This window comes from Mycolicibacterium pulveris (assembly GCF_010725725.1).
Lineage (GTDB): Bacteria > Actinomycetota > Actinomycetes > Mycobacteriales > Mycobacteriaceae > Mycobacterium > Mycobacterium pulveris.
On the sequence record NZ_AP022599.1, the window covers coordinates 2202594 to 2223940 of the forward strand.

22 protein-coding genes are annotated in these 21347 nt (G+C 69.2%); 11 read left to right on the forward strand and 11 right to left on the reverse strand.

Annotated features, from left to right (window positions below; all coding sequences use genetic code 11):
* The first annotated feature begins 43 nt into the window (after positions 1–43).
* Positions 44–730, forward strand: a complete 687-nt coding sequence (locus G6N28_RS10590; protein ID WP_163900043.1) for a class I SAM-dependent methyltransferase — start codon at positions 44–46, stop codon at positions 728–730.
* On the opposite strand, the gene G6N28_RS10595 is transcribed toward G6N28_RS10590, so the two are convergent.
* Genes G6N28_RS10595 through G6N28_RS10605 form a run of 3 tightly spaced genes read right to left on the reverse strand, consistent with a single transcriptional unit; the run spans position 714 to position 3740 of the window.
* Positions 714–1793: an MMP endo-(1,4)-3-O-methyl-alpha-D-mannosidase gene (locus G6N28_RS10595; protein ID WP_163900045.1), complete on the reverse strand. Its 1080-nt coding sequence runs from the start codon at positions 1791–1793 to the stop codon at positions 714–716. The genes G6N28_RS10590 and G6N28_RS10595 overlap by 17 nt on opposite strands.
* Positions 1780–2511, reverse strand: a complete 732-nt coding sequence (locus tag G6N28_RS10600) for a class I SAM-dependent methyltransferase (RefSeq protein ID WP_163900047.1) — start codon at positions 2509–2511, stop codon at positions 1780–1782. Before G6N28_RS10600 ends, G6N28_RS10595 begins: the two co-directional genes overlap by 14 nt.
* Positions 2505–3740 (reverse strand): MMP alpha-(1->4)-mannosyltransferase, encoded by a 1236-nt coding sequence (locus G6N28_RS10605; protein WP_163900050.1) that lies wholly within the window; start codon positions 3738–3740, stop codon positions 2505–2507. The genes G6N28_RS10600 and G6N28_RS10605 overlap by 7 nt, the downstream gene beginning before the upstream one ends.
* A gap of 219 nt (positions 3741–3959) precedes the next feature.
* Here G6N28_RS10605 and G6N28_RS10610 point away from each other — a divergent pair, with 219 nt between their 5' ends.
* The 6 genes from G6N28_RS10610 to G6N28_RS10635 all read left to right on the forward strand — a co-directional run bounded on the left by G6N28_RS10610 (position 3960) and on the right by G6N28_RS10635 (position 9788).
* The gene (locus G6N28_RS10610; RefSeq protein ID WP_163900052.1) at positions 3960–4385 is read left to right on the forward strand and encodes a DUF3224 domain-containing protein; all 426 of its coding nucleotides are present in this window, start codon (positions 3960–3962) and stop codon (positions 4383–4385) included.
* A 91-nt stretch (positions 4386–4476) separates the two neighbouring features.
* Entirely contained in the window at positions 4477–4959 is a 483-nt protein-coding gene (locus G6N28_RS10615; protein WP_163900054.1) for a flavin reductase family protein, read from the forward strand.
* 260 nt (positions 4960–5219) lie between these two features.
* Positions 5220–6566: a type VII secretion-associated serine protease mycosin gene (gene mycP, locus G6N28_RS10620; RefSeq protein WP_163900056.1), complete on the forward strand. Its 1347-nt coding sequence runs from the start codon at positions 5220–5222 to the stop codon at positions 6564–6566.
* Complete coding sequence (eccE, locus tag G6N28_RS10625; RefSeq protein WP_163900058.1) at positions 6563–7966, forward strand: type VII secretion protein EccE; 1404 nt, start codon at positions 6563–6565, stop codon at positions 7964–7966. Before mycP ends, eccE begins: the two co-directional genes overlap by 4 nt.
* 2 nt (positions 7967–7968) lie before the next feature.
* A complete protein-coding gene (locus G6N28_RS10630; RefSeq protein WP_163900061.1) occupies positions 7969–9453 on the forward strand; it encodes a PPE domain-containing protein in 1485 nt (494 codons plus the stop codon).
* Positions 9450–9788 (forward strand): YbaB/EbfC family nucleoid-associated protein, encoded by a 339-nt coding sequence (locus G6N28_RS10635; protein WP_235674537.1) that lies wholly within the window; start codon positions 9450–9452, stop codon positions 9786–9788. The genes G6N28_RS10630 and G6N28_RS10635 overlap by 4 nt, the downstream gene beginning before the upstream one ends.
* On the opposite strand, the gene G6N28_RS10640 is transcribed toward G6N28_RS10635, so the two are convergent.
* The 4 genes from G6N28_RS10640 to G6N28_RS10655 are packed head-to-tail and all read right to left on the reverse strand — an operon-like array spanning position 9785 to position 12863.
* Positions 9785–10279, reverse strand: coding sequence for a TIGR04338 family metallohydrolase (locus G6N28_RS10640; protein ID WP_163900063.1), 495 nt, complete (start codon positions 10277–10279; stop codon positions 9785–9787). The genes G6N28_RS10635 and G6N28_RS10640 overlap by 4 nt on opposite strands.
* Entirely contained in the window at positions 10276–11025 is a 750-nt protein-coding gene (locus G6N28_RS10645; protein WP_163900065.1) for a DUF2786 domain-containing protein, read from the reverse strand. Before G6N28_RS10645 ends, G6N28_RS10640 begins: the two co-directional genes overlap by 4 nt.
* A gap of 15 nt (positions 11026–11040) precedes the next feature.
* On the reverse strand, positions 11041–12027 hold the full coding sequence (locus tag G6N28_RS10650; protein WP_163906097.1) for an alpha/beta hydrolase family protein: 987 nt from the start codon (positions 12025–12027) through the stop codon (positions 11041–11043).
* A complete protein-coding gene (locus G6N28_RS10655; RefSeq protein ID WP_163900067.1) occupies positions 12024–12863 on the reverse strand; it encodes an alpha/beta hydrolase in 840 nt (279 codons plus the stop codon). Before G6N28_RS10655 ends, G6N28_RS10650 begins: the two co-directional genes overlap by 4 nt.
* Before the next feature lie 58 nt (positions 12864–12921).
* On the opposite strand from G6N28_RS10655, the gene G6N28_RS10660 reads away from it, so the two are divergent.
* Genes G6N28_RS10660 through G6N28_RS10670 form a run of 3 tightly spaced genes read left to right on the forward strand, consistent with a single transcriptional unit; the run spans position 12922 to position 15965 of the window.
* Entirely contained in the window at positions 12922–13896 is a 975-nt protein-coding gene (locus G6N28_RS10660) for a sigma-70 family RNA polymerase sigma factor (protein ID WP_163900069.1), read from the forward strand.
* A 46-nt stretch (positions 13897–13942) separates the two neighbouring features.
* Positions 13943–14695, forward strand: a complete 753-nt coding sequence (locus G6N28_RS10665; RefSeq protein WP_163900071.1) for a pirin family protein — start codon at positions 13943–13945, stop codon at positions 14693–14695.
* The gene (locus tag G6N28_RS10670; protein ID WP_163900073.1) at positions 14673–15965 is read left to right on the forward strand and encodes a PQQ-dependent sugar dehydrogenase; all 1293 of its coding nucleotides are present in this window, start codon (positions 14673–14675) and stop codon (positions 15963–15965) included. The genes G6N28_RS10665 and G6N28_RS10670 overlap by 23 nt, the downstream gene beginning before the upstream one ends.
* Here G6N28_RS10670 and G6N28_RS10675 read toward each other — a convergent pair whose 3' ends face one another.
* Complete coding sequence (locus G6N28_RS10675) at positions 15966–16244, reverse strand: GlsB/YeaQ/YmgE family stress response membrane protein (protein WP_163900075.1); 279 nt, start codon at positions 16242–16244, stop codon at positions 15966–15968. It lies immediately after the preceding gene.
* 229 nt (positions 16245–16473) lie between these two features.
* Between G6N28_RS10675 and G6N28_RS10680 the strand changes: the two genes are divergently transcribed.
* Complete coding sequence (locus G6N28_RS10680; protein ID WP_163900077.1) at positions 16474–17556, forward strand: phosphodiester glycosidase family protein; 1083 nt, start codon at positions 16474–16476, stop codon at positions 17554–17556.
* Positions 17557–17786: 230 nt separating this feature from the next.
* Here the strand turns inward: G6N28_RS10680 and G6N28_RS10685 are convergent, their stop codons facing one another.
* From G6N28_RS10685 to G6N28_RS10695, 3 genes are all read right to left on the reverse strand, one after another.
* On the reverse strand, positions 17787–19553 hold the full coding sequence (locus G6N28_RS10685; protein ID WP_163900079.1) for an ATPase: 1767 nt from the start codon (positions 19551–19553) through the stop codon (positions 17787–17789).
* A gap of 158 nt (positions 19554–19711) precedes the next feature.
* Positions 19712–20479 (reverse strand): fructosamine kinase family protein, encoded by a 768-nt coding sequence (locus G6N28_RS10690; protein ID WP_163900081.1) that lies wholly within the window; start codon positions 20477–20479, stop codon positions 19712–19714.
* 2 nt (positions 20480–20481) lie between these two features.
* Positions 20482–21312, reverse strand: coding sequence for an SDR family NAD(P)-dependent oxidoreductase (locus tag G6N28_RS10695; RefSeq protein ID WP_163900083.1), 831 nt, complete (start codon positions 21310–21312; stop codon positions 20482–20484).
* Between the last annotated feature and the right edge of the window lie 35 nt (positions 21313–21347).

A 21347-nucleotide genomic window follows, 5' to 3' on the forward strand; every position in this document is an offset into this window, starting at 1 on the left:
GCCCATGCACCAGCAACGAACCGACCCGATAGGTTAGACCCCGATGAGCAACACCGACACCGCGCTTCCACCGTCCGCCGCACGCCTTTTCGCTCTCGCCGAGGAGGTCACCGGCTTCATGCCCGCCGACGAGGGCCGCGCGCTCTACGACACCGCGCTGCGGTTTCTGGGCGACGGCGTCGGCGTGGAGATCGGCACCTACTGCGGCAAGTCGACGTTGCTGCTCGGCGCCGCGGCTCAGCAGAGCGGGGGGCTGCTCTACACCGTCGACCATCACCACGGCTCCGAGGAGCACCAACCGGGCTGGGAGTACCACGACGCGTCGATGGTCGACCCGGTCACCGGGCTGTTCGACACGTTGCCGACGCTGCGTCACACGCTCGACGCCGCCGGCCTGGACGACCACGTCGTGGCGATCGTCGCGAAATCACCTGTGGCAGCGCGTGGTTGGCGAACACCGCTACGCCTGTTGTTCATCGACGGCGGCCACACCGAGGAGGCCGCGCAACGCGACTTCGACGGCTGGGCCAAGTGGGTCGAGGTCGGCGGGGCGCTGGTCATCCACGACGTGTTCCCCGATCCCGCCGACGGCGGCCAGGCGCCATACCACGTCTACCGTCGCGCGTTGGACACCGGCGACTTCCGTGAGGTCTCGGCCACCGGGTCGATGCGGGTGCTGGAGCGCATCTCCGGCGTTCCCGGCCAGGTGCCCGCTACCGGCCGCTGGTAGCGCAGGCGCAGGCGTACTCGCCCTCCAACCCGCGCGGCAGGTCGGTGCCGCGGAAGATGCCGTTGGCGGCGGTGGTGCGCGACAGCGCGTCGGCGGCCAGGATCACCGCGGCGCCGGTCCAGGTGGAGCGTTCGACCGGCCACCGCTTGCCGTCGGCGTAGACCAGGCCCGTCCAGTAGGAGCCGTCGTCGTCGCGCAGATGCTGCATGGCGCCGAACTGCTGGTGCGCACGGGCCGAATCCCCCATCCCGTCCAAAGCCATGACCAGCTCACAGGTTTCGGCGCCGGTCACCCAGGGCCGATCCTCGACACAGCGGATCCCGAGGCCGGGCACCACGAAGTCGTCCCACCGCTCGGCGATGCGCGCGCTGGCCTGTACGCCGCGCACGGCGCCACCGAGCACCGGGTAGTACCACTCCATCGACCACCGGTCCTTCAGCACGAACGCCTCGGGGTGGTGGGCGATCGCGTGACCGAGTCGCCCGACGGCCACCTCCCATTCCGGCTGCGGATCGTCGAAGTAGTCCGCCAGCGCCAGCGCACACCGGATGCTGTGGTGGATGCTCGCGCAGCCGGTGAGCAGCGCATCGGGTTCAAGGCCGGACGGGCTTCTGGCCCAAGAGATCTGGCCGCCGTCGAGCTGCATGTCGATGACGAAGTCGATGGCCTTGCGCACCACCGGCCACATGGTCTCGGCGAACCGGCGGTCCCGGGTGATCAGCACGTGATGCCACACGCCGGTGGCGATGTAGGCGCAGAAGTTGCTGTCGCTGTTGGCGTCCTCGACCACGCCGTTGCGCACCTGAAGGGGCCACGAGCCGTCGGCGCGTTGGTGGACCCGGCACCACTCGAACGCGGCGCGGGCCGGCTCGAGCAGCCCCGCCGCCGTCAGCGCCATCGCGTTCTCGACGTGGTCCCACGGATCGGTGTGGCCGCCGTCGAACCACGGGAGGGCGCCGGACGGTTCCTGTATCGCGGCGATCGACTCCGCAGTCTGTCGACACTGCGCAGGCGTCAAGACACCGCGCACGCCAGGGACGTCGGCGAGATCATCTCGCAGCAACGGGTACCCCCGGCTTCCTGAAGTACAGCGCCACGCTCTTGCCGATCAGCGGATTGAGCACCGACTCCGCGGTGCGGGTGAGCCACGGCCGGCTGACCATGTCCCACACCAGCAGGCGATGATAGGCCGCCACCGCGGGATGATTCGAATTCTCCGTTCCCACAGCGCACTTCAGCCACCAGTACGGGGAGTGCAGCGCGTGGGCGTGGTGGGTGTGGGTGAGCCGAAGACCGTGGGCCAGCACCTTGTCACGCAGCCTGTCGGCGTGGTAGATCCGCACGTGCCCACCCTCGTTCGCGTGGTACTCGTCGGACAGCATCCAGCAGATCTTCTCGGGCAGCCATCGCGGCACGGTGATCGCCAGTGCGCCCCCCGGCGCCAGCACGCGCACCAGTTCGGAGATCGCCCTGTCGTCCTCGGGCACGTGCTCGAGAATCTCCGAGGCGATGACGCAGTCGAAAGTACCGTCCGCATAAGGCAAGTCGAGCGCGTCACCCTTGACCGCCTCGGCCTTGGCGGTGGCGGGCACCTCACCCTGCTCGCGCATGGCGGTCAGGATCTCGTCGACGTCGTTGAGGTCGGAGGCGTTCTGGTCGAACGCGATGACGTCGGCGCCGCGGCGGTACGCCTCGAAGCTGTGGCGCCCCGCGCCGCACCCGACGTCGATCAGCTTGGTGCCCGGACCGACACCGAGCCGGTCGAAGTCGACGGTCAGCATGCGCTGACCCGCTCACACGCCCGCTCGTAGACCGCAACGGTCTGTGCTGCAACGGATTCCCAGCTGAACACGTCCAACGCGCGACGCCGCCCGGCCTCGCCCAGACGGCGCAGTTCCTGCGGTGAATCCAGCAGTTCGCCGAGCACCTTGGTGAGCTCGTCGACGTCGGCGGGCCGGACCAACCGGGCACATTCGCCGTCGGGGCCGACGACCTCGGGCAGCGCGCCGGCACGGCTGGCGACGATCGGCGTGCCGCTGGCCATGGCCTCCACCGCGGGCAGCGAGAAACCCTCGTAAAGCGAAGGGATACAGGCGACTTCGGCCGAAGCCAGCAGTTCGGCCAGCTCCGCGTCGGACAGCCCGCTCGAGCTGTGCACGATGTCGGAGATGCCCAGCTCGGCGATCAGCTTCTCGGTCGGCCCGTTGGGTTCGAGCTTGGCCACCAGTTGCAGTTCGAGGTCGCGTTCCACGCGCAGCCGCGCGACGGCATGCAGCAGATGGCTGACGCCTTTGAGCGGCACGTCGGCGCTGGCGATCGCGATGATGCGGTTGCGCACCCGGCGCTGCGCCGGTTTGAACATCTCGGTGTCCACGCCCAGCGGCACCACGTTCAGCTGGCGCGGCGCCACCCCGAAGTCCTCGGCGATGTCGGCCGCCGACGTGGACGACACGGTCAGGATCTCGGGGATCTCGCGGGCGATCTGCTTCTGCATCTCGGCGAAGCCGTACCAGCGCCGCACCAGCGGCTTGCGCCACCACGGCGCGGCCGCGACGTCGAGAACCCGATCCCGGGTGATCGGGTGGTGCACCGTGGCCACCACGGGAAGGCCCATCTCGGCGATCTTTCGCAACCCGGTGCCGAGGCACTGGTTGTCGTGCACCACGTCGAACTCGTCGAGGCGTTCGGCCAGGGCCCGGGCGGCGCGCAGGCTGAACGTGCGCGGTTCGGGGAAGCCGGCCGTCCACGTTGTGAGCAGCTCGAGCAGATCGATGCGGGTCTTGATCTCGTTCGGCCACGGGATGCGGAACGGGTCGGGCTCGCGATACAGGTCCAGGCTGGGCACCTTGGTCAGCCGCACGCGGGGGTCCAGCCCCTCGGGATAGGGCTGGCCGGAGAACAACTCCACGTCGTGGCCCAACTCGACCAGCCCGCGGCTGAGGTAACGCACGTAGACCCCCTGCCCGCCACAGTGGGTCTTGCTCCGGTACGACAACAAGGCGATGCGCATGCTCAACTCACGATGCGCTGCGGCGGAGATATCCGAGGTCGGCGGCCAGGACAAAACGTGTCACGCAACAACTCCGAACCCTCTGGACATGTGTCCAGACTATAGTTTGACGTGCTATCGGACGCAAAGCGGCCGCACTGCTCTGACTATCACAGCCGTCGGGGACGGCGATTTCCGGCCTCCCGATTCCACCGCTTGGCCACGGGGTATCCGCCGACAATGAGCAGGCATATCGAGGCCACCTTCGAGATCGGTAGCTGGGACGAGACGCCGTTCGAGGACGGCGACGAGGGCACCAAACTCACCGAGGCGCTGGTGGCCAAACGCTACGACGGCGACATCAAGGGCACGTCCACCACCAAGTGGCTGCTGGCCTACGCGCCGGACAAGTCGGCGCTCTACGTCGGCATCGAACATCTCACCGGCAGCGTCGGCGGCATGACGGGCGGCCTGGTGCTGTTGCACGACGGCACCTATCGCGACGGGGTGGCCAGCGCGGAACTGCGCATCGCATCGGGCTCGGGTGAACTGGCCAACGCGGCGGGCACCGGCAGCTTCCGCGCCGATCCGGGCGGGTCCATCACGCTGGACCTCGACGGTCTCGACACCGCGATCGCGGAGGGCTCGCGGGAAAACCGCGTCTGATCCCCGGCGCCCGGCCGTGCTCACCTGCCGCGCGAAACGGCGTGAGCACCATACGATGTCGTGACCGGGTGAGTTCGACGGGGGGAAGGCGATGGAGGCGTTCGAGAAGCTGGTCTCGATGCTGGACTATCCGATGTTCGTCGTGACCACCCGCGCCGGTGAGCAGCGAGCGGGCTGCCTGATCGGGTTCAGCAGCCAGGTCAGCATCGAGCCGGCCCGGTTCCTGGTCGGGCTGTCCAAGCGCAACCACACCTTCCGCGTCGCACAGGATGCGTCGCATCTGGCGGTGCACCTGCTGCCGCGACGCCACCGCGACCTGGCCCGGTTGTTCGGTAGCGAGACCGGCGACGACACCGACAAGTTCGCGCGCTGCTCGTGGCACCCCGGCCCCCATGACCTGCCGGTCCTCGACGACGCGGCGGGCTGGTTCGTGGGTGAGGTGCTCAACCGCTATGACCTGGGCGACCACGTCGGGCACCTCTTGGAGCCGGTCGCGGGCAGCGCCCCGGAGCGCTTCGACGAGCTCGTCACCTTCGCCGACGTGCGGGATCTGGAACCCGGTCACGAGGCCTGAACCTTCCCGCGAGTGTGGGGTTTGCGCACGAGAAACGCGCTGCGGCGTGCGGGTAACCCACGTTCGGCGGGAGCCTGCCGGCGTCAGGCGGCGTCAGATTGCGGAACCGGGCACCTCCGCGGGCCCTTAAGATTGGCTGCGTGCTATCGGCCGATCGGCGTGACGTGAGGCTTCGCCCTGTCCACGCAGCGGCGCGGCGTTTGCTGTCGATGTGCCAGCACACTGTCATCCGACGCGCCGACACCGAAGGGTCGTAGCCGGTGCACCGCCTCGTCGCGCTGTCGGCAGCACTGCTGCTGGCGCTGGCCGGCGCGCCCGTCGCCGGGGCGCTCGAACCGCCGACGATCGACCCGGCCGCCCTACCGCCCGACGAGACGGGCCCCGACCAGCCCACCGAGCAGCGCCGCGCGTGCACCGCGCCCGCGGTGTTCCCAGACTCCAACTTCGCCGACAAACCGTGGGCCAGCGACTACCTGCGGCTCGCCGAGGCGCAGAGATTCGCAACGGGCGCGGGCGTAACTGTCGCGGTGATCGACACCGGAGTGAACGGTTCGCCGCGGGTGCCTGCCGAGCCCGGCGGGGATTTCGTGGACCAGGCGGGCAACGGCATGTCGGACTGCGACGCCCACGGCACGCTCACCGCCTCGATCGTGGCGGGCAGGCCGGCCCCCACCGACGGGTTCATCGGGGTGGCGCCCGATGCCCGCATCCTGTCGCTGCGCCAGACGTCGGCGGCGTTTCAGCCGGTGGGGGCCCGCACCGATCCCAACGACCCCAACACCACGCAGACCGCGGGGTCGCTGCGCAGCCTGGCCCGTGCCGTCGTGCACGCGGCCAACCTCGGCGCGCAGGTCATCAACATCAGCGAAGCCGCCTGCTACAAGGTCACCCGCCCGATCGACGAAGCGAGCCTCGGCGCCGCGATCAACTACGCGGTCAATGTCAAGGGTGCGGTCGTCATCGTCGCCGCAGGCAACACGGGCCAGGACTGCACACAGAACCCACCGCCGGATCCGGCGCTGCCCGCCGATCCGCGCGGTTGGGAGCGGGTGCAGACCATCGTCAGCCCGGCCTGGTACTCGCCGCTGGTGCTGACGGTCGGTGGCATCGCCCAAAACGGGCAACCGAGCAGCTTCTCGATGTCGGGGCCGTGGCTGGGCGCCGCGGCACCCGCGGAGAACCTGACCGCGCTCGGCTACGACGGCAACCCGGTCAACGCGCTGCACGGCGAGGACGGCCTGATCCCGATCGGCGGCACGTCGTTCGCGGCGGCCTACGTCTCGGGACTGGCCGCCCTGCTCAGGCAACGCTTCCCCGAGCTGACGCCCGCCCAGATCATCAACCGGATCACCGCGACCGCCCGGCATCCGGGCGGCGGGGTGGACAACTACGTCGGTGCCGGCGTCATCGACCCGGTGGCGGCGCTGACCTGGGAGGTGCCCGCCGGGCCTGAGCGAGCGCCCTACCGGGTCAAGGAGATTCCGCCGCCGGTGCACGTTCCGCCGCCGGATCGCGGACCGATCACCGCGGTCGTCGTCGCGGGGGCGGCTCTGGCGCTTGCCATCGGGCTCGGCGCCCTTGCCCGACGCGCGTTGAGGCGCAGATGAACAAGATCCGGACCCTCTTCGGGCTGCGCGTCACGACCGGACACGCCGTCTGGGCCGCGGTGTTGGCGCCGGCCGCCGTCGTGTTGTTCGCCCAGCTCGACCTGCTGTGGTTGGGCGTCACGCTGGCGGTGCTCATCGTGCTTGCCGCGGTGGTGACGATCCGCGGCAGGCGCATCACCGGCTGGGTGGCGGCCGTCGTGGCGTGGCGGCGACGGCACCGCAACGTGCCGGACCGGCCGTCGGAGCCGGCCGTCGGCGCGACCGTGCTGCCCGGTGATCACGTCGCCGTGCGCTGGCACGACGAACGGCTGATGGCGGCGATCGAACTCGTTCCCCGGCCGTTCACGCCGACGGTGATCGTCAACGGCGAGGCCAAGACCGACGATGTGGTCGACACCCTGCTCGTCGAACGTCTGCTGGCCGCGCACTGCCCCGACCTCGAAGCCGACGTGGTGTCGGCCGGCTACCGGGTCGGCAAGACGGCCCCGGCGACGCTGGTGTCCCTCTACGAACAGGTGGTCGGGCCGTACCCGGCGCCCGCCAACCGGCGCACCTGGGTGGTGCTGCGCGCCGATCCGGAACACACCCGCAAGTCCTCGCAGCGGCGGGAGGCCGGAGTGGCGGGACTGGCCCGCTACCTGGTGTCCTCGGCGACCCGCATCGCAGACCAGTTGGCCGGCAACGGAATCGATGCACGCGTCGTGCGCAGCTTCGATGCGTTCGACCACGCCACCGAGATCAGCTTCGAGCGCGAAACCTGGTCGGCGATCAAGGGACGCAGCGCGTTCACCGCGGCCTACAGCGCTCCTGGCGGCCCGGATGTGTGGTGGTCGGCGCGCGCCGATCACACCATCACCCGGGTTCGGTTACGGCCGGGCTCCGCGCCGAGGACTACGGTGTTGTTGACGACATTGGCCAATCCAGCCACGCCACGGGGGTTTTCGTGTCTGTACGGTGGCCAGCGTGCCGCGTTCCACGGCATCACCCCGGTCACCGACCGCCATCACGAGCTGCCGATCGGCTCGGCGGGCGTGCTGGTCGGTGAGACCGCGGACCGCTACCCGGTATACATGCCGTTCGACGACGTCGACGCCAGCATCAACCTCGGTGACGCTCGGCTGTTGACCCAGTTCATCGTGCGCTCGGCCGCGGCTGGTGCGGTGGTCACGCTGTTGCCGCAGTTCAGCGAGTTCGCCGGGTTCGTCAACGGCCGCATCGGCGACGTGGCCAAGGTCGCGTGGCCGAATGCGACCACCTATCTCGGGCCGCACGCCGGTGTTGGTCGAGTCGTGTTGCGCGACAGCTTCATCGGTACTCCGCGCCATCACCAACTGCCGATCCGATTGATCAACCCGCGTGAGGAAAGCCGCTACCAGATGGCGCTGAGGACGGAGGGGTAGCCATGTCAGCAGAAGTGCGAGTCGACCCCGCGAGCCTCAGGGCGCAGGCGGCGACGATGCGCCGGCTCACATGGTCGATCCCCACGGTGCATCCGGTACCGCCGGACGCGTTGCCGCTGGCCAAGGACGCCGTCGACAACCTCAACGAGATCGCCCGGGTGCTCACCGGTTACCAGAACTGGGCCGAAGCCGAAAACCGCCACATCGCAGAGATGTTGGACGACGCCGCGGCGGCTTACGCGCGGGTCGACGACACCTTCGGGGACAGGCTCGACGACCCGGGCCGCCGGGCGGCGATCGAGGAGATCGCGCTGCCCACAGCGTCGACCCCGCTTCCCGCGCTCCCCGATGGTCCGACGACGCCGCGTCAGCTGAGCGCAGGTGAATACAGTGACGTCAAGAAGACGCACGGCGATCTGAACGCCGGTGATCACGGTGCGTCGCTGCAGATGGCCGAGGTGCAGTGGGGGCTCGCATCGGCGTTCGTCGAGAGCCACGCCGCACCGCGCGAGGTCACAAACTGGGAAGGTGCCGCCGCGGACACGGCGCACGCCAGGATGACCGCGTTCAGCGCCTGGCTGCACGACCTGTCCGCGGCTTGGCAGCGGCTCGCGCAGGCGGCGGCCAAGGTGGGGGCGTCACACCGGAACGCCACCAATCAACACATCCCCATCTTCACCAGATACGTTGCGCTGGAGGCACAGCTGGCCCAGGCCGCCGCCGGCGCCGATGTGGACGCCATCGTCGACGAGCTGGGAGAGCTGCAGCGGCTCTCCGACGAGGTGCGTGAGGAGTACGCCAGGAACGCGACGGTGGACCCGGTGCGCCTCGAGGATCCGCCCGGTGCCGGTCGCGGTGGTGGCTCAGCGGGCGCGGGCGGGGCCCAGCCGGGCGGCGCGGCCACCGGCGGTCCCGATGCGACGGCCGAGCACTCGCTCGCGGGGCCGACGCCCGCCGCAGCCGGCCAGCCCGGCCGTGGCGTGCCCGCGAGCGGCGCTACCCCATCGGGTGGCGGGTCGCCGTCGGACGGCGGCGCTGCGGGTGGTGCGCCGGACAGCGCGCCCGGCGCCACGCCCACGGTCGCGTCGAAACCTCTGGCCGACCCGAGCCTGCGCCCCGCCGCGACCGCAGGCGGGGGTTCCGGAGGAGCCGGTGCAGGTGGCGGTGCAGGTGGTGGCAAAGGTGTTGGGGCGCAGTCGCTGTCACCTGCGGTGACGGCCGAGACCGTGGCTCCCGCACCGGTTCCGGTGACGTCGGCCGCGGCGGGCGCTGCTCCTGGGCCGTCGGCGACCGGACCGATGGCGGGCGGCATGGGAATGGCACCCATGCACGGTGGCGTCGGCGCAGGGCAAGGTAGGGAAAAGCGTCGCAACCCCGACTTGGCGCCCGACGAGGAGCTCTACACCGAGGACCGGCCCTGGACCGAGGCCGTGATCGGGAACCGTCGGCGCCGGGGGGACGGCGGGGAGAACAAGGAACGTCAGTGACCGACGAGATGCATCCGCAGGTCGCCGCTGTCTTGGCGCAGGCGCAGCGGTTGCAGTCGATCATGGATGATCAACTCGACCGGATGAACAGCCAAACCTTCACGGCCACAGATGAATCCGGTACCGTTGAGGTGACCTTGGACGGCCACCACCAGCTCAGGGCGGTGCATTTCGTCGAGGGGCTGATCGGGGTTGGGGCCGAAGAGCTCGAGCACAGGCTCAACGAGGCGCTGCGGAATGCCGCCGCCGCGGCCAGCGCTTCCCTCGATGCCGATCGCGAGCGAATCGACACGATGGTCGCCGAGGTCGCCGGAAACGCATCCGAGTTCGCCTAACGCACACCCTCTTTGACGTAGACCACCCGCAGTACATGGGCCACCTCGGGACCCATCACCGCCTCAGCGAGGTCGCAGAAGGTCGCGACGAACTGCGGGCCGTGCGGCGGCTGGGCGTCGCAGAGGTGGTGCGCGATCTCGTGTAGCACGACGAGTTCCCGCAACGCCCAGTTGCTGCGACGCTCCGGAACGGCGATGACGGCCCCGGCGTCGGTGCGTTCGTAGTGCGCCGCCGACAGGCCGCGTCGCGCGCGGACCGTCAACGGCGGACCGCCCGGCCAGCGACCCCGAACCGCGGGCAGGCTCAGCACGTCGTCGACATAGCGCTGCACCGCCGACACCGAGCCGAACCGCCCCTCGGGGGGAAGCGTCAACTGTGTGCCGAAGAACTCCACCACCGGGTTGCCGCGCTCGCTGGCCCGGTCGAACAGGGTGCGCACGAAATCCTCTGCGGCATAGACCTTCGCGCGCTGAGAGTCGCGGGGCGTCACTTCTCAAGCGCAGAGCGGGCACCCGCGAGTTCCGGGCTGGCGCCCAAGCGGGCCCGCCTGCCCGCACGGTCACCGGCCCGCCGCGCCGCCGACGAGTACCCCGCCGTCGCGCTGGTGGCTCGCCAGGTGCCGCGGGCTTCGGAGGTCTCCCGGTAGAAGTCGCGGAGTTCGATGTCCTTGTCCCGCAGGGCAAGAGCGGTGCTCGGTCGGCTGTCGCGGCTCTTGGTGGCTTCCCTGCGGGCCTCCTCGCGGGCCTGCGCCAGGCGCTGGCCGATGCGGGCGCCGAAAGCCAGCTGAAAGTTGATCCGTGCGGTGATGGTGGGTGTCGGGCGGTGCGCACCCGAGGCGATGTAGGCCTGCGACGCCTTGACCATCTGCATCACCAGGCTGGCGTAGAGCGCGTGGCTGGTGTCGATGTCCTCGGGAAAGCCATAGGCGTGCACGAAGGTCGAGTTGGAGGCGACGTCACACTTCACGTCGTTGGCGTGGGCGATGACCGTGAACAACTGCACGAAGGTGCGCAGGCCACGGGTGCCCGCGTTGCCGATGGTGATCGTGCGCTGCACCGGCATCTGCGCCTTGGTCCGCTGCTCGGAATGCGCACGCGCCACCGCCAGATCGATCGACGTCGCCGTGGCCAGCCGCTGCGCCGCGGCCATGAACGCGTCGGCTTCGTGCGGGTTGTCGGTGCCCTCGGCCTGGCGGAGCAGCGCGGCGATCCGAGCCAGCATCTTGTCGTCGCTCATGAGCCAAATCTAGGGCTACTTGCCGACAAAACCATTCAGCGCCTCGACAACCTGTGGAGAAAGTGGCTCCTGGTTGGCGTAGTTGGCGACGTTGTCGCTCGCGTCGTCGCGTAGCACGTGGTTGACGCCGGTGAGCTCGATGACCGTCAGCTCGGTGTGGCCGAGCGCTGCGACGAGCGCCTTCTCGTCCTCGCAGCGGGCCTGGCCGTCGGCGTCCGAACACGTCAGCAACACCCGGGTGTCCGCGGGCACCGCGGCGGCCAGCGCCACCGGGTCGATCTTGTCGGCCTCGACGACGGCCGTCACGTTGCCAGCGTTCAGCAGCGCACCGAGACCTTCCGGCAGGTTCGCGGGCGCGGTGCCGGTGGCACGAACCTGGTCGACGGCGGCCAGCCATGCGGCGAGCACGGCCGGATCGCCGTTGGCGCGCACCCGGTTGGTGATGATGTCGAGGTAGCGGCCCGACAGCGGCTGGAAAAGCCCCAGCGCGTGGACTTCGGGCGCGTCCGGGCCGGTGTCGGCGGCCAGCGACAGCGCGTGGACGGTGCCCTCGCCGAGGGCGTACACCGAGACGCGGTCCTGGTCGGTGGCCGGCTGGTCGGCCAGGAACCGCAGGGCCGCCTTGGCGCCGGAGGTGTACACGGCGCTGACGACGTCGGCGGGGCGCTGCGCATACGGGCCGAGGCCGGTCTTGCCGGTGCCGACCTTGTCGTAGCGCAGGCTTGCCACGCCCCGCTCGGACAGCAGCTCGGCGAGTTGGCGCATGTTGCCCACCGGGCCGGCGACGGCGTTGTCGCCGTTTCGGTCGGTGTTGCCGCTCTCCGTAATCAACAGCGCCGCCGGCCCCCGTGCGTCATCGGGCCGGTGCCGGTAGGTGCCGTGGATGGTCAGCCCGGCGTCGACGAAGCTGACGTCGTCCTCGACCCAGCCGCCCGCATCGTCCGTGGCGCAGCCGGCGAGGACCAGAATCAGCGAAAAAAGCAGGCCGACAGCGGCTTTCAAATCCTGGCCTCGATCCACGCGGTGACGTCGTCGAGCACCAGCGCGCGTTCCGGCTCGTTGAACACCTCGTGGTAGAGCTCGGGATAGACCTTGAGGTGTGCGTCGTCGGACGCCACGCACTCGAGCAGACGGTAGCTGCCTGCGACCGGGATCAGCTTGTCCTGCTCGCCGTGCACGACCAGCAGCGGCGAGGTCAGTTTCGCGGCGCGTTGCGGCATGGTTTCGCCGACCTTGATCAGCGCCTTGGCGACGCCGGCGGGCACCTTGCCGTGGTGCACCAGCGGATCGGCCATGTAGGCGGCCACCACCTCGGGGTCGCGGGACACCGCCTCGGTCTCGAGTTGTTCGACCGGTAGACCCGGCAGGATCGCGCCCACGACCTTGGCCAGCGCGATCCTCGGCGACGACACCATGTCGTGGGCGTACACGGCGGGTCCGGACAGCACCATCGCGGTGTATTCGTCGGGGTGCTCGACGCCGTAGGCGAACACGATCCCGCCGCCCATGCTGTGGCCGAGCACCACGCGGTTGAGGTCGGGGTGTTCGCGGGCCGCGATGCCGACCAGGGTGCGGTAGTCGGTGGTGTACTCGCCGATGTTGCGCAGGTAGACCCGTTTGCCGCCGGAGCGGCCGTGCCCGCGCAGGTCCAGCGCATAGGTGAGCAGCCCGGCCGCGCCGAAGCGTTGCGCGACATGGTCGTAACGGCGGGCGTGCTCGCCGAACCCGTGACAGATCACCACCACACCGCGGGGCTCGGTGTCGGGGGTCCACACGTCGTAGACGATGCGCACACCGCCGACACCGTCGAAGCTTCGTTCGCTGCGGGTTGTGGCCATCCCCGGAGACTAGCGCTCGACGCGTCACTTGTCGGTGACGGCGATTAAGCTCGGCTAGGTGACGGTTCTGGCCCACGATCTAGAACACGAGGACGCCTTTCTCGCGGACGCCCAGCAATACCGCCGCGAGCTTCTCGCGCACTGCTACCGGATGACCGGCTCGGTGCACGACGCCGAGGATCTGGTGCAGGAAACGTACTTGCGGGCGTGGAAGTCGTACAAGAATTTCCAGGGCAAATCCTCGGTGCGCACCTGGCTGTACCGCATCGCCACCAACACCTGCCTGACCGCGCTGGAAGGCCGTCGGCGCCGGCCGCTGCCGACGGGGCTGGGCGCACCCAGCTCGGATCCGGTCGACGACATCGTGGCGCGCGAAGAGGTGCCGTGGCTGGAACCGTTTCCCGACGACGCCACCGACCCGTCGGCCATCGTCGGGTCGCGCGAGTCGGTCCGGCTGGCGTTCGTCGCGGCGCTACAACACCTCTCGCCGCGGCAACGGGCGGTGCTGGTGTTGCGTGAGGTGCTGCAGTGGAAAGCCGCCGAGGTGGCGGAGGCGATCGGCGCCTCGACAGCAGCGGTCAACAGCCTGCTGCAGCGGGCTCGCGCGCAACTCGACGCGGTCGGGCCCAGCGAGGACGATGTGTTGGTGCCGCCGGAGTCACCGGAGGCACAGGATCTGCTGGCCCGGTACATCGCGGCGTTCGAGAGCTACGACATCGACAAGCTCGTCGAGCTGTTCACCGCCGACGCGGTGTGGGAGATGCCGCCGTTCGACGGCTGGTACCGGGGCCCCCACGAGATCGTGCTGCTGTCGAAGACCCACTGCCCCGCGGAGGGGCCCGGCGACATGCGGTTGATCCCCACGACCGCCAACGGTCAACCCGCAGGCGCGATGTACATGCGCAACCCGGAAACCGGCGTGCACGAACCCTTTCAGCTGCACGTTCTCGACGTCGGCGCCGACGGCATCACCCACGTCGTGGCGTTTCACGCCACCTCGTTCGAGAAGTGGGGACTCCCGGACCACCTCTAGGCGCCGGCCGCCTAGGCTGGCGTTGACTGCGCGAGGAGTGAGGCACATGACCGTCGACATCCGTCGAGCGGGCGACCGCGCGCACACCAAGATCGACTGGCTGGATTCGCGGCACTCGTTCTCCTTCGGCAGCCATTACGAGCCCGAGAACACCCACCACGGCCTGCTGTTGGTGAACAACGATGACATCGTCAAGGCAGGCACCGGCTTTGACACCCATCCGCATCGCGACATGGAGATCGTGACGTGGGTGCTGCGCGGGTCGCTGGTGCACCAGGACTCCACCGGGAACTCCGGCGTGATCTATCCCGGCCTGGCCCAACGGATGTCAGCCGGTCGCGGCATCATGCACTCCGAGAAGAACGACTCCTGGACCCTGACGGGATCCGAGACACACGACGAGCCGGTGCGTTTCATCCAGATGTGGGTGATGCCCGACGAGGCCGGCCTCACCCCCGGCTACCAGCAACTCGAGATCGACGACGAGCTGTTGCGCGGCGGCCTGGTCACCATCGCCTCCGGGATGCCGCGGCACAGCGACCACACCGCGATCACGATCCACAACAAGCACGCGGCCCTGCACGGCGCGCGGATGCAGCCCGTCGACAACGTCGAGTTGCCCGAGGCGCAGTACCTGCACCTCTTCGTGGCCCGCGGGCAGGTCACGTTGGAGGGCGCCGGACCGATCCACGAGGGCGACGCCGTCAGGTTCACCGCTTCCGGTGGCCAGCGGGTCACCGCCACGGAACCCGCCGAGATCCTGGTCTGGGAGATGCATGCGAGTTTGGCCGCGGCGTAACCGGATCGGCGTCATTCTGGGTGCGGTTTCGGTGCTTGCCGCATGCTCGACGACACCCGCGCCGGCACCGCAGCCGGCCTCGCCGCCGCCCGCCCAGCCGGCCGCGGACCTGGTGCCGGTGACGGTTCAGGTCGAGCCGGGCCTCGCGCAGGAGCCGTTCGACGAGCCGCGCCAGGCGCTGGTCCCCGAGGGATGGACGTTGTCGGTCTGGGCCCGTGTCCCAACGGCCAGGCTGGCGGCGTGGGCCCCCGACGGCGCTCTGCTGATCTCGGTCCCGAACGCCGGGCAGGTGCTTCATCTGCGACCCACCGACACGCAGCCGCGCGAGACGGTCCTGCTCGACGGGCTCGACCAGCCACACGGCCTGGCGTTCGACGGCGACCGGCTCTATGTCGCCGAAAGCGATCAGGTCGACGTCTACGACTACGCCGACGGCACCGCGAGCAATCGGCGCACCGTCGTCGCCGACCTACCCGACGCGGAAAGCGCCGACCTGCGCGGGGCCTATGCGCATGCCCTGAAAAGCGTTGCCGTCGGTCGGGACGGCGCCGTGTACTTCTCGATCGGGTCGACGGGCAACATCTCGGCCGCAGACCGCGACGCCGATCCGCCGCGCGCCACGATCATGCGGGTGCCTCCCGGCGGGGGTGCGGCCGTTCCGTTCGCCACCGGGGTGCGGAACGGGACCGGGCTGGCCGTCGCGCCGGACGGAGCGTTGTGGACGGCGGTCAACGGCCGCGACAACGTCGCCAACCCGGCGACCGGTGAGGTCGAGAAGGAGTACGTCAACGACCATCCACCGGAGCAGGTCGCCAAGTTGACCGAGGGACGCGAACTGGGCTGGCCGTACTGCAATTCCGACGGCGGCCCGGCCGACCTGCCGTTCATCCGGGACGTTCAGACCAACGCGGACGGCAGCAGGCTCGACTGCGCCGCGCTTCCGCCCGTCGAGCAGAGCCTCGGCGCGCACGCGGCGCCGCTCGGTATGAGCTTCACCGAGGGCGTACTGCCCGCTCCGTTCGACAGCGGCGCGCTGATCGGCGTGCACGGTTCATGGAACCGGGAGCCGCCGCAGCCGCCGGAGGTGGCGTTCTTCGGTTGGCGTGATGGGGATCTGAAGGATCGGCAGACGTTGGCCGGCGGTTTTCAGGCCGACGACGGCTCACGGTGGGGCCGCCCGGTCGCCGCGGTGGCGGGACCGGACGGCGCCGTGTACATCACCGATGACTACGCGGACGCCGTCTATCGCCTGGCACCGCCGGGGCGTTGATCAGGTTCGCGGAGTACCCGCTCCGCGGCGGCCGGTGATCGCCACGTAGATCCCGATGAGGATGACCGCGACGACCAACCCGATGACGAACGGGATCGGCGAGAACATCTTGTCGCCGGTACCGAACGCCGCGTTGGAGATCCACGCGCCCAGCAGAGCGCCGACCGCGCCCAGCAGGATGGTCACCAGCATCCCGATGTTCTGCTTACCCGGCAGGATTAGTCGCGCCAACACGCCGAGGATGGCCCCGACGATGAGAGCAACGATGATCGTCCACATATCTGACTCCTTCGATCTCGGCGCGGGTGCGCCGTCATAACAGTGCCCGGCACGGACCCTTCCTAATCTCGATCGGTCTTGGACACATTCATCGAACCCCCGGGCGGCATGGCGTAGCCCGCGAAGCGAGAAATCGCGATCGGATTGTGATGCAGCTGTAACGCAAGTTAACTGTGCTTCTCGTGTGATTACAGTTGTTTTGTTGTAGGCTCTCCCAGAAGGGACCACCGTGTCGACCCCTTTGGCAAACGTCCGTCGATTCGCGGCGACGGCGGCGGCGCTGGTGCTGTGCGCTGTCGCGCCGGTGACGGCGGCCGTACCCACCGCGCACGCAGCCAGTGCCCGTGAGCTTCTCGCCGATGCCATCGCCAACACGAAAGGGTCCTACCTCGTCTACAACTTCGGCAGCGGACACCCGGCGCCGATGGTCAACGCCGCCGGCCACGCCTACGAGATGAACAACGGCGGTCACCTGATGATCATCAAGGCGGCCTCGCAGCGGCTTGCACCGCGGCTGCTTGTCGACACCCACCGGGGCTATCAGGCCCGGTGTGAACGAGATCCGCGCGCACGCACCGGCGAAGGGCTGATACAGGCATCGGAGATCTTCACGCCCCTGCAGGCATGGCAGGTGCTCGGCCAGCCCACGATCGCGATCAACGCCAACTTCTTCGACGTGCGCGGCCAGAAGGGCGGTTCGTGGAAGTCCACCGGCTGCAGCTCCCCGCTCGGCGCCTACGTCGACAACACCCGCGGCCTGGGCCGGACCAACGCCGCCGTCACCGGCCGCATCGCCTACGCGGGCAAGCAGGGTTTGTCGGGCGGTAACGAGCACTGGAAGGCGTTGTCCACGATGATCCTTCCGGTCGCCGGGGCCCCGTTCGTCGTGGCGCCGAAGAACCCCGACGACTACGACGCCGCGTCACCGGTCATCGAGGACCTGGTGGAGAAAGGTGTCCGGTTCGTCGCGGTCGCCGGCATCGGGCTGTTGTCCCCCGGCGACACCAGCCAGCTCAACGACGGTGGGCCCAGCGCCGCCCGCACGGCCATCGCGTACTCCAAGGCCAAGGACGAGATGTACGTGTTCCAGGGCGGCAGTTACACACCCGACCAGATCCAGGATCTGTTCCGCGGGCTGGGCAGCGACACCGCGGTGCTACTTGACGGCGGCGGCTCGTCGGCGATCGTGTTGCGCCGCGATACCGGCGGCATGTGGGCCGGTGCAGGCGTGCCCCGCGGTTCGTGTGACACCCGGCAGGTGCTGTGCGACTCGCGCGAGCGCGCGCTGCCGAGCTGGCTCGCGTTCAACTAGCCTCAGGCGGCCTTGCCGGACGCCCCGTCGTCCGACTCCTCGCACCGGACTCAGATAGTCGTCGCCAGCGTCAGCCTTCGGTCTTCGTCGGTCTCCGCGGCCACGCCTGCGGATCACGTCGACACAGCGGTTCGTCGCCAGCTGCGCCGACGTCGACAGCATCTGCGAGAATGCAGAGCTGTTCGGCAGAGTGGCGTGAGCAGGTTCAGGTTGTCCCCGCCGGACGTCGGTCAGAAGCGGGAAGGTCTCGAGCGGTTGAGAATCGCGTTCGGGGTGGCCGGGGTCGGGTTCCCGCTGAAGAACTCCTTGGTGAATCCGCGGATCAGCAGGTTGACGATGTCGAACGGCACCTGGACGGGGTTGATTCCGGAGGGGAAGGACATGAACGGCGTCGGAACGCCGGCCTCGGTCAGCGTCCTGGTGTAGGTGCCGTCGGGGTTGCGGACCACGTCGGTGTAACCGAGATTGTTCAGGGCCTCGACCGCCGGTGCTAGCGCATTGGCCAGCGCGCCAACGGGATTCACCGCCAACAGGCCAAGCGACGCGATGCTGATGACATCTGAGATCAGGTACAGCGGCTCGAGCAACGGCTGTGTGTTCGACGGCAGCGTCACGTAGAGGTTCAGCGCCAGCTTCCCGTCGATGAGCTTCTCCAGCGCGTCACCGATCTGCCCGCCGAGTTGCTCCGGCACGGTGTCGAGGGTGAGACCGCGGAGCATGTAGGTCGGCAACACCAAGGCCATCAGGTTGTTCGCCAGCGAGAACGGGTTCGGCCACGCAGCGAGGTCCGATGCCGGGTGATACGCCACGCCGACATCGATCAGGACCGGGATGATGTTCGCGCCGCCGAGGGAGAGCCCGAACGGCAACTGCATCAGACCGCCGCTGGAGCTCACCTGGGTCTGCGGGTTGACGGTATCGATGCCGAGCAAGTCGAACAGCGGATAGAACCGCGCCAGCGCCCCGCCGTTGGGCCGGGCGGGGTTCAACATCAGCAGCATCGGCAGCACGGTGATGCTGCCCAGTAGCGGGCCTGCGCCGGCGTTCACCCCGCCGGGTTGGTTGACCAGATCGGCGAGCACCTGGTCGTAGCCGGTGGCGATCGCGAACGCGCCCATGCCGATGCCCACCGACACCGGCACCCGCAGGTGCGTGACATCGGGCAGAACGTCACCGAGCAGCGCCTCGATCAGGAGGCCCAGCTGCGGGATCAACGGATTGCCCGGCAACGTCTCGGTCAGCCTGTCGAGCACCGTGGTGAGCAGACCGACCGCGCCGACTTCGAGGTACTCGGACCCGTTGATCTCGCCGGCGACCGAGTTGGGCAGCGACGGGGCCCAGCCGAGGTCGGTCCCGAGCAGCTTCAACAACGTGAATATCGGGCTGGCGGTCAGAACGTTCAGCCCCGGGATATCGAGGTTGCCCACGTTCAGTGGATCGCTGAGGTCCAGGCCGACCAGGTTCAACAGGCTCAGCAGGTCCGTAACCCCTTCGGCGTCGGTGATGCCGAGCGCCTGCAGCACCGGAATGAGGAGCAGGTCGGTGACGATCTCGCCGACCAGCGCTTCGAGCACCGGCGACAGATCGATGGGAACTTCACCGAGCAGCCCGCCGAGAACGCTGTCCACCAAGAAGTTCGGGTCGCCCACGAGCCGCTCGAGGAGGCTTTCCGGGTCCATGCCTGCCGCGCGGGCCAGCGCCGCGAGGCTGAGGTTCTCGGCCACTGCCCGAGCGATGGCGTCCAGCACGGTCTGGGTGAGGCCGGAACCGAACGTGCCCAGCCCGGCCGTCACGTCGGGGAGCTGCCCCGGCGACGGCCACTGGTTGACGGCCGCGACGAGGTGGGCATCGGCGGCCCGGACACTCGCGGCGTTCGCCTCCGGCGCCGGCGCCGCACCGATCAGCGCCGTTGCCGTCGCGGTGGCGGCGCTGAAGGCGGTGGCTTTCTTGGCGAACTTCCTGACATTCTGACGGTGGGCGCGATGCCTGCCAGCCACTTGACCTGTCCTCCCGGCCCCCCCGGTTGGTGTCGCCGCGACACTAGCACGAAAACGAAACCGGCCGACCACATACGGCAATTCCGGGAGCCCGCGAACGCCGCAGGTCACGCTCCCGACGGTTTATGGTTGGCTAATTCATCGGCCGTCGACCGTTGTCAGAGCTCCAGCGTGCGGCCCGCGGCCTGCGCGACCTGGCGCTCGTAGCCGGCGCCGAAGATGACGACGTGTGCCAGCAACGGATAGAGCTGGTGCAGCGCCGCCCGTTGGCGCCACCCCTCGCGCAGCGGGCGCCGCGACAGGTAGCCGTCGATGACCGCGTCGAAGAACGGGCAGCCGAACAGCGCCAGCATGGCCAGGTCGGTTTCCCGGTGCCCGCCGTAGGCGGCCGGGTCGATGAGCACCACACCGCTCGACGTCCACATCACGTTGCCGCTCCACAGGTCACCGTGCAGCCGCGCGGGCGAATCGTCGTCGTCGAAGTCCCCGGCCTCACAGCGCGCGATCACCGCGTCCACGGCCGCGCGGGTGGATGCGTCGAGTTCGGTGGCGGCGCGGCTCGCGTTGGGGCGCAACCGTTCTCGGGCATAGAACCAGCCCCAGGTGGCATGAGACGTCAACGACATGGGCAGCGGGCGGTGCAGCGGACCGAAGTAGCCGGGCCCCGACCAGCCGTCAGGTGGTGCCCCGAACCCGTCCGCTCCCGCGTCGTGCGTGACCGCCAGCCGCTGACCGAACTCGTACGCGGCGGAGCGGGTAGGCCCGGTGGTCTCCAAGTGTTCCAGGGTGATGCGGTCATCCGCGTGATCGAGTACCCGAACGCACGGCACCCCGCCGGTTGCTGCTGAAAGCCATTGCAGGCCTGCGGCTTCGAAATCGAAGAGTCCCGGCGGCGCCCCAGCGCGACGTTTGACGAACGCCCTCATACCTAAGGTTGGCCGAACACGCGCCGCATCGCGAGGTCACGGATTCTGGTCGGCAACGCTGACACCAGCGCCACTTGGAGCGCGGGGGCCAGGCCGACGACGTAGCGGGCGCGGGGCCGCCGTGCGGTCAGCGCCTGCTCGACGACGGCGGATACCCGCGCCGGCGGCACCGCGGCCCGCTGCGCGACCGGGATGAACTTCTTCATCCCGGCAAGGTGTTTCGCGTACAGGTCACGGTGCTCCGGTGTCAGACCGGCCTCGACCTCGGCCACCATGTCGTCGGCGGTGCGCCACATGTCGGTGTCGGTCTGCGCGGGTTCGACGACGATCACCGGGATGCGCCACGGCTTCAGCTCCACGCGCAACGCGTCCGCGGCGGCCTCCAACGCGAACTTGCTCGCCGCATACGGGCCCATCAGGGGAGTCGACAGACGGCCGTTGGTACTGGAGATGAACACGATCCGGCCCCGCGACCCCCGCAGCCGGGGAAGCACCTCCTGGGTGACCGCGATCTGGCCGATGACGTTGACCTCCAGCTGCTTTCGCCAGTCGTCGACAGACACCGCCTCCACCGCACCCGCGACCGCGATACCCGCGTTGTTGACCACCGCATCGAGGCGGGCGGGTAGTGAGGTCGCCAACGCATCGATGTGTTCGGCGTCGGTGACGTCGAGTATGACGGCCGATATGCGTTGCGGGTTGGTCGCGGTGACGGCCGCGGCGTCGTGGCGCGTCCGCACCCCCGCGATCACGTCCCAGCCGCGGGCGGCCAAGTGCTCGGCGATCGCCCTGCCGATGCCGCGGGAGGCACCAGTGACCAGTACAGAGGGCATCTCTTCTCCTCGGTCGGCCGGCACAGGCAGTTGTC

What these genes read in the sequence shown, in the direction of transcription:
- G6N28_RS10655 (WP_163900067.1), bottom strand. Translation starts at nt 12,863, where the DNA reads ATGGCCACAACCCGCAGCGAACGAAGCTTCGACGGTGTCGGCGGTGTG.
- G6N28_RS10615 (WP_163900054.1), top strand. Translation starts at nt 4,477, where the DNA reads ATGGAGGCGTTCGAGAAGCTGGTCTCGATGCTGGACTATCCGATGTTC.
- G6N28_RS10690 (WP_163900081.1), bottom strand. Translation starts at nt 20,479, where the DNA reads ATGAGGGCGTTCGTCAAACGTCGCGCTGGGGCGCCGCCGGGACTCTTC.
- G6N28_RS10665 (WP_163900071.1), top strand. Translation starts at nt 13,943, where the DNA reads ATGACCGTCGACATCCGTCGAGCGGGCGACCGCGCGCACACCAAGATC.
- eccE (WP_163900058.1), top strand. Translation starts at nt 6,563, where the DNA reads ATGAACAAGATCCGGACCCTCTTCGGGCTGCGCGTCACGACCGGACAC.
- G6N28_RS10645 (WP_163900065.1), bottom strand. Translation starts at nt 11,025, where the DNA reads ATGAGCGACGACAAGATGCTGGCTCGGATCGCCGCGCTGCTCCGCCAG.
- G6N28_RS10610 (WP_163900052.1), top strand. Translation starts at nt 3,960, where the DNA reads ATGAGCAGGCATATCGAGGCCACCTTCGAGATCGGTAGCTGGGACGAG.
- G6N28_RS10675 (WP_163900075.1), bottom strand. Translation starts at nt 16,244, where the DNA reads ATGTGGACGATCATCGTTGCTCTCATCGTCGGGGCCATCCTCGGCGTG.
- G6N28_RS10600 (WP_163900047.1), bottom strand. Translation starts at nt 2,511, where the DNA reads ATGCTGACCGTCGACTTCGACCGGCTCGGTGTCGGTCCGGGCACCAAG.
- G6N28_RS10670 (WP_163900073.1), top strand. Translation starts at nt 14,673, where the DNA reads ATGCGAGTTTGGCCGCGGCGTAACCGGATCGGCGTCATTCTGGGTGCG.
- G6N28_RS10695 (WP_163900083.1), bottom strand. Translation starts at nt 21,312, where the DNA reads ATGCCCTCTGTACTGGTCACTGGTGCCTCCCGCGGCATCGGCAGGGCG.
- G6N28_RS10630 (WP_163900061.1), top strand. Translation starts at nt 7,969, where the DNA reads ATGTCAGCAGAAGTGCGAGTCGACCCCGCGAGCCTCAGGGCGCAGGCG.
- G6N28_RS10605 (WP_163900050.1), bottom strand. Translation starts at nt 3,740, where the DNA reads ATGCGCATCGCCTTGTTGTCGTACCGGAGCAAGACCCACTGTGGCGGG.
- G6N28_RS10590 (WP_163900043.1), top strand. Translation starts at nt 44, where the DNA reads ATGAGCAACACCGACACCGCGCTTCCACCGTCCGCCGCACGCCTTTTC.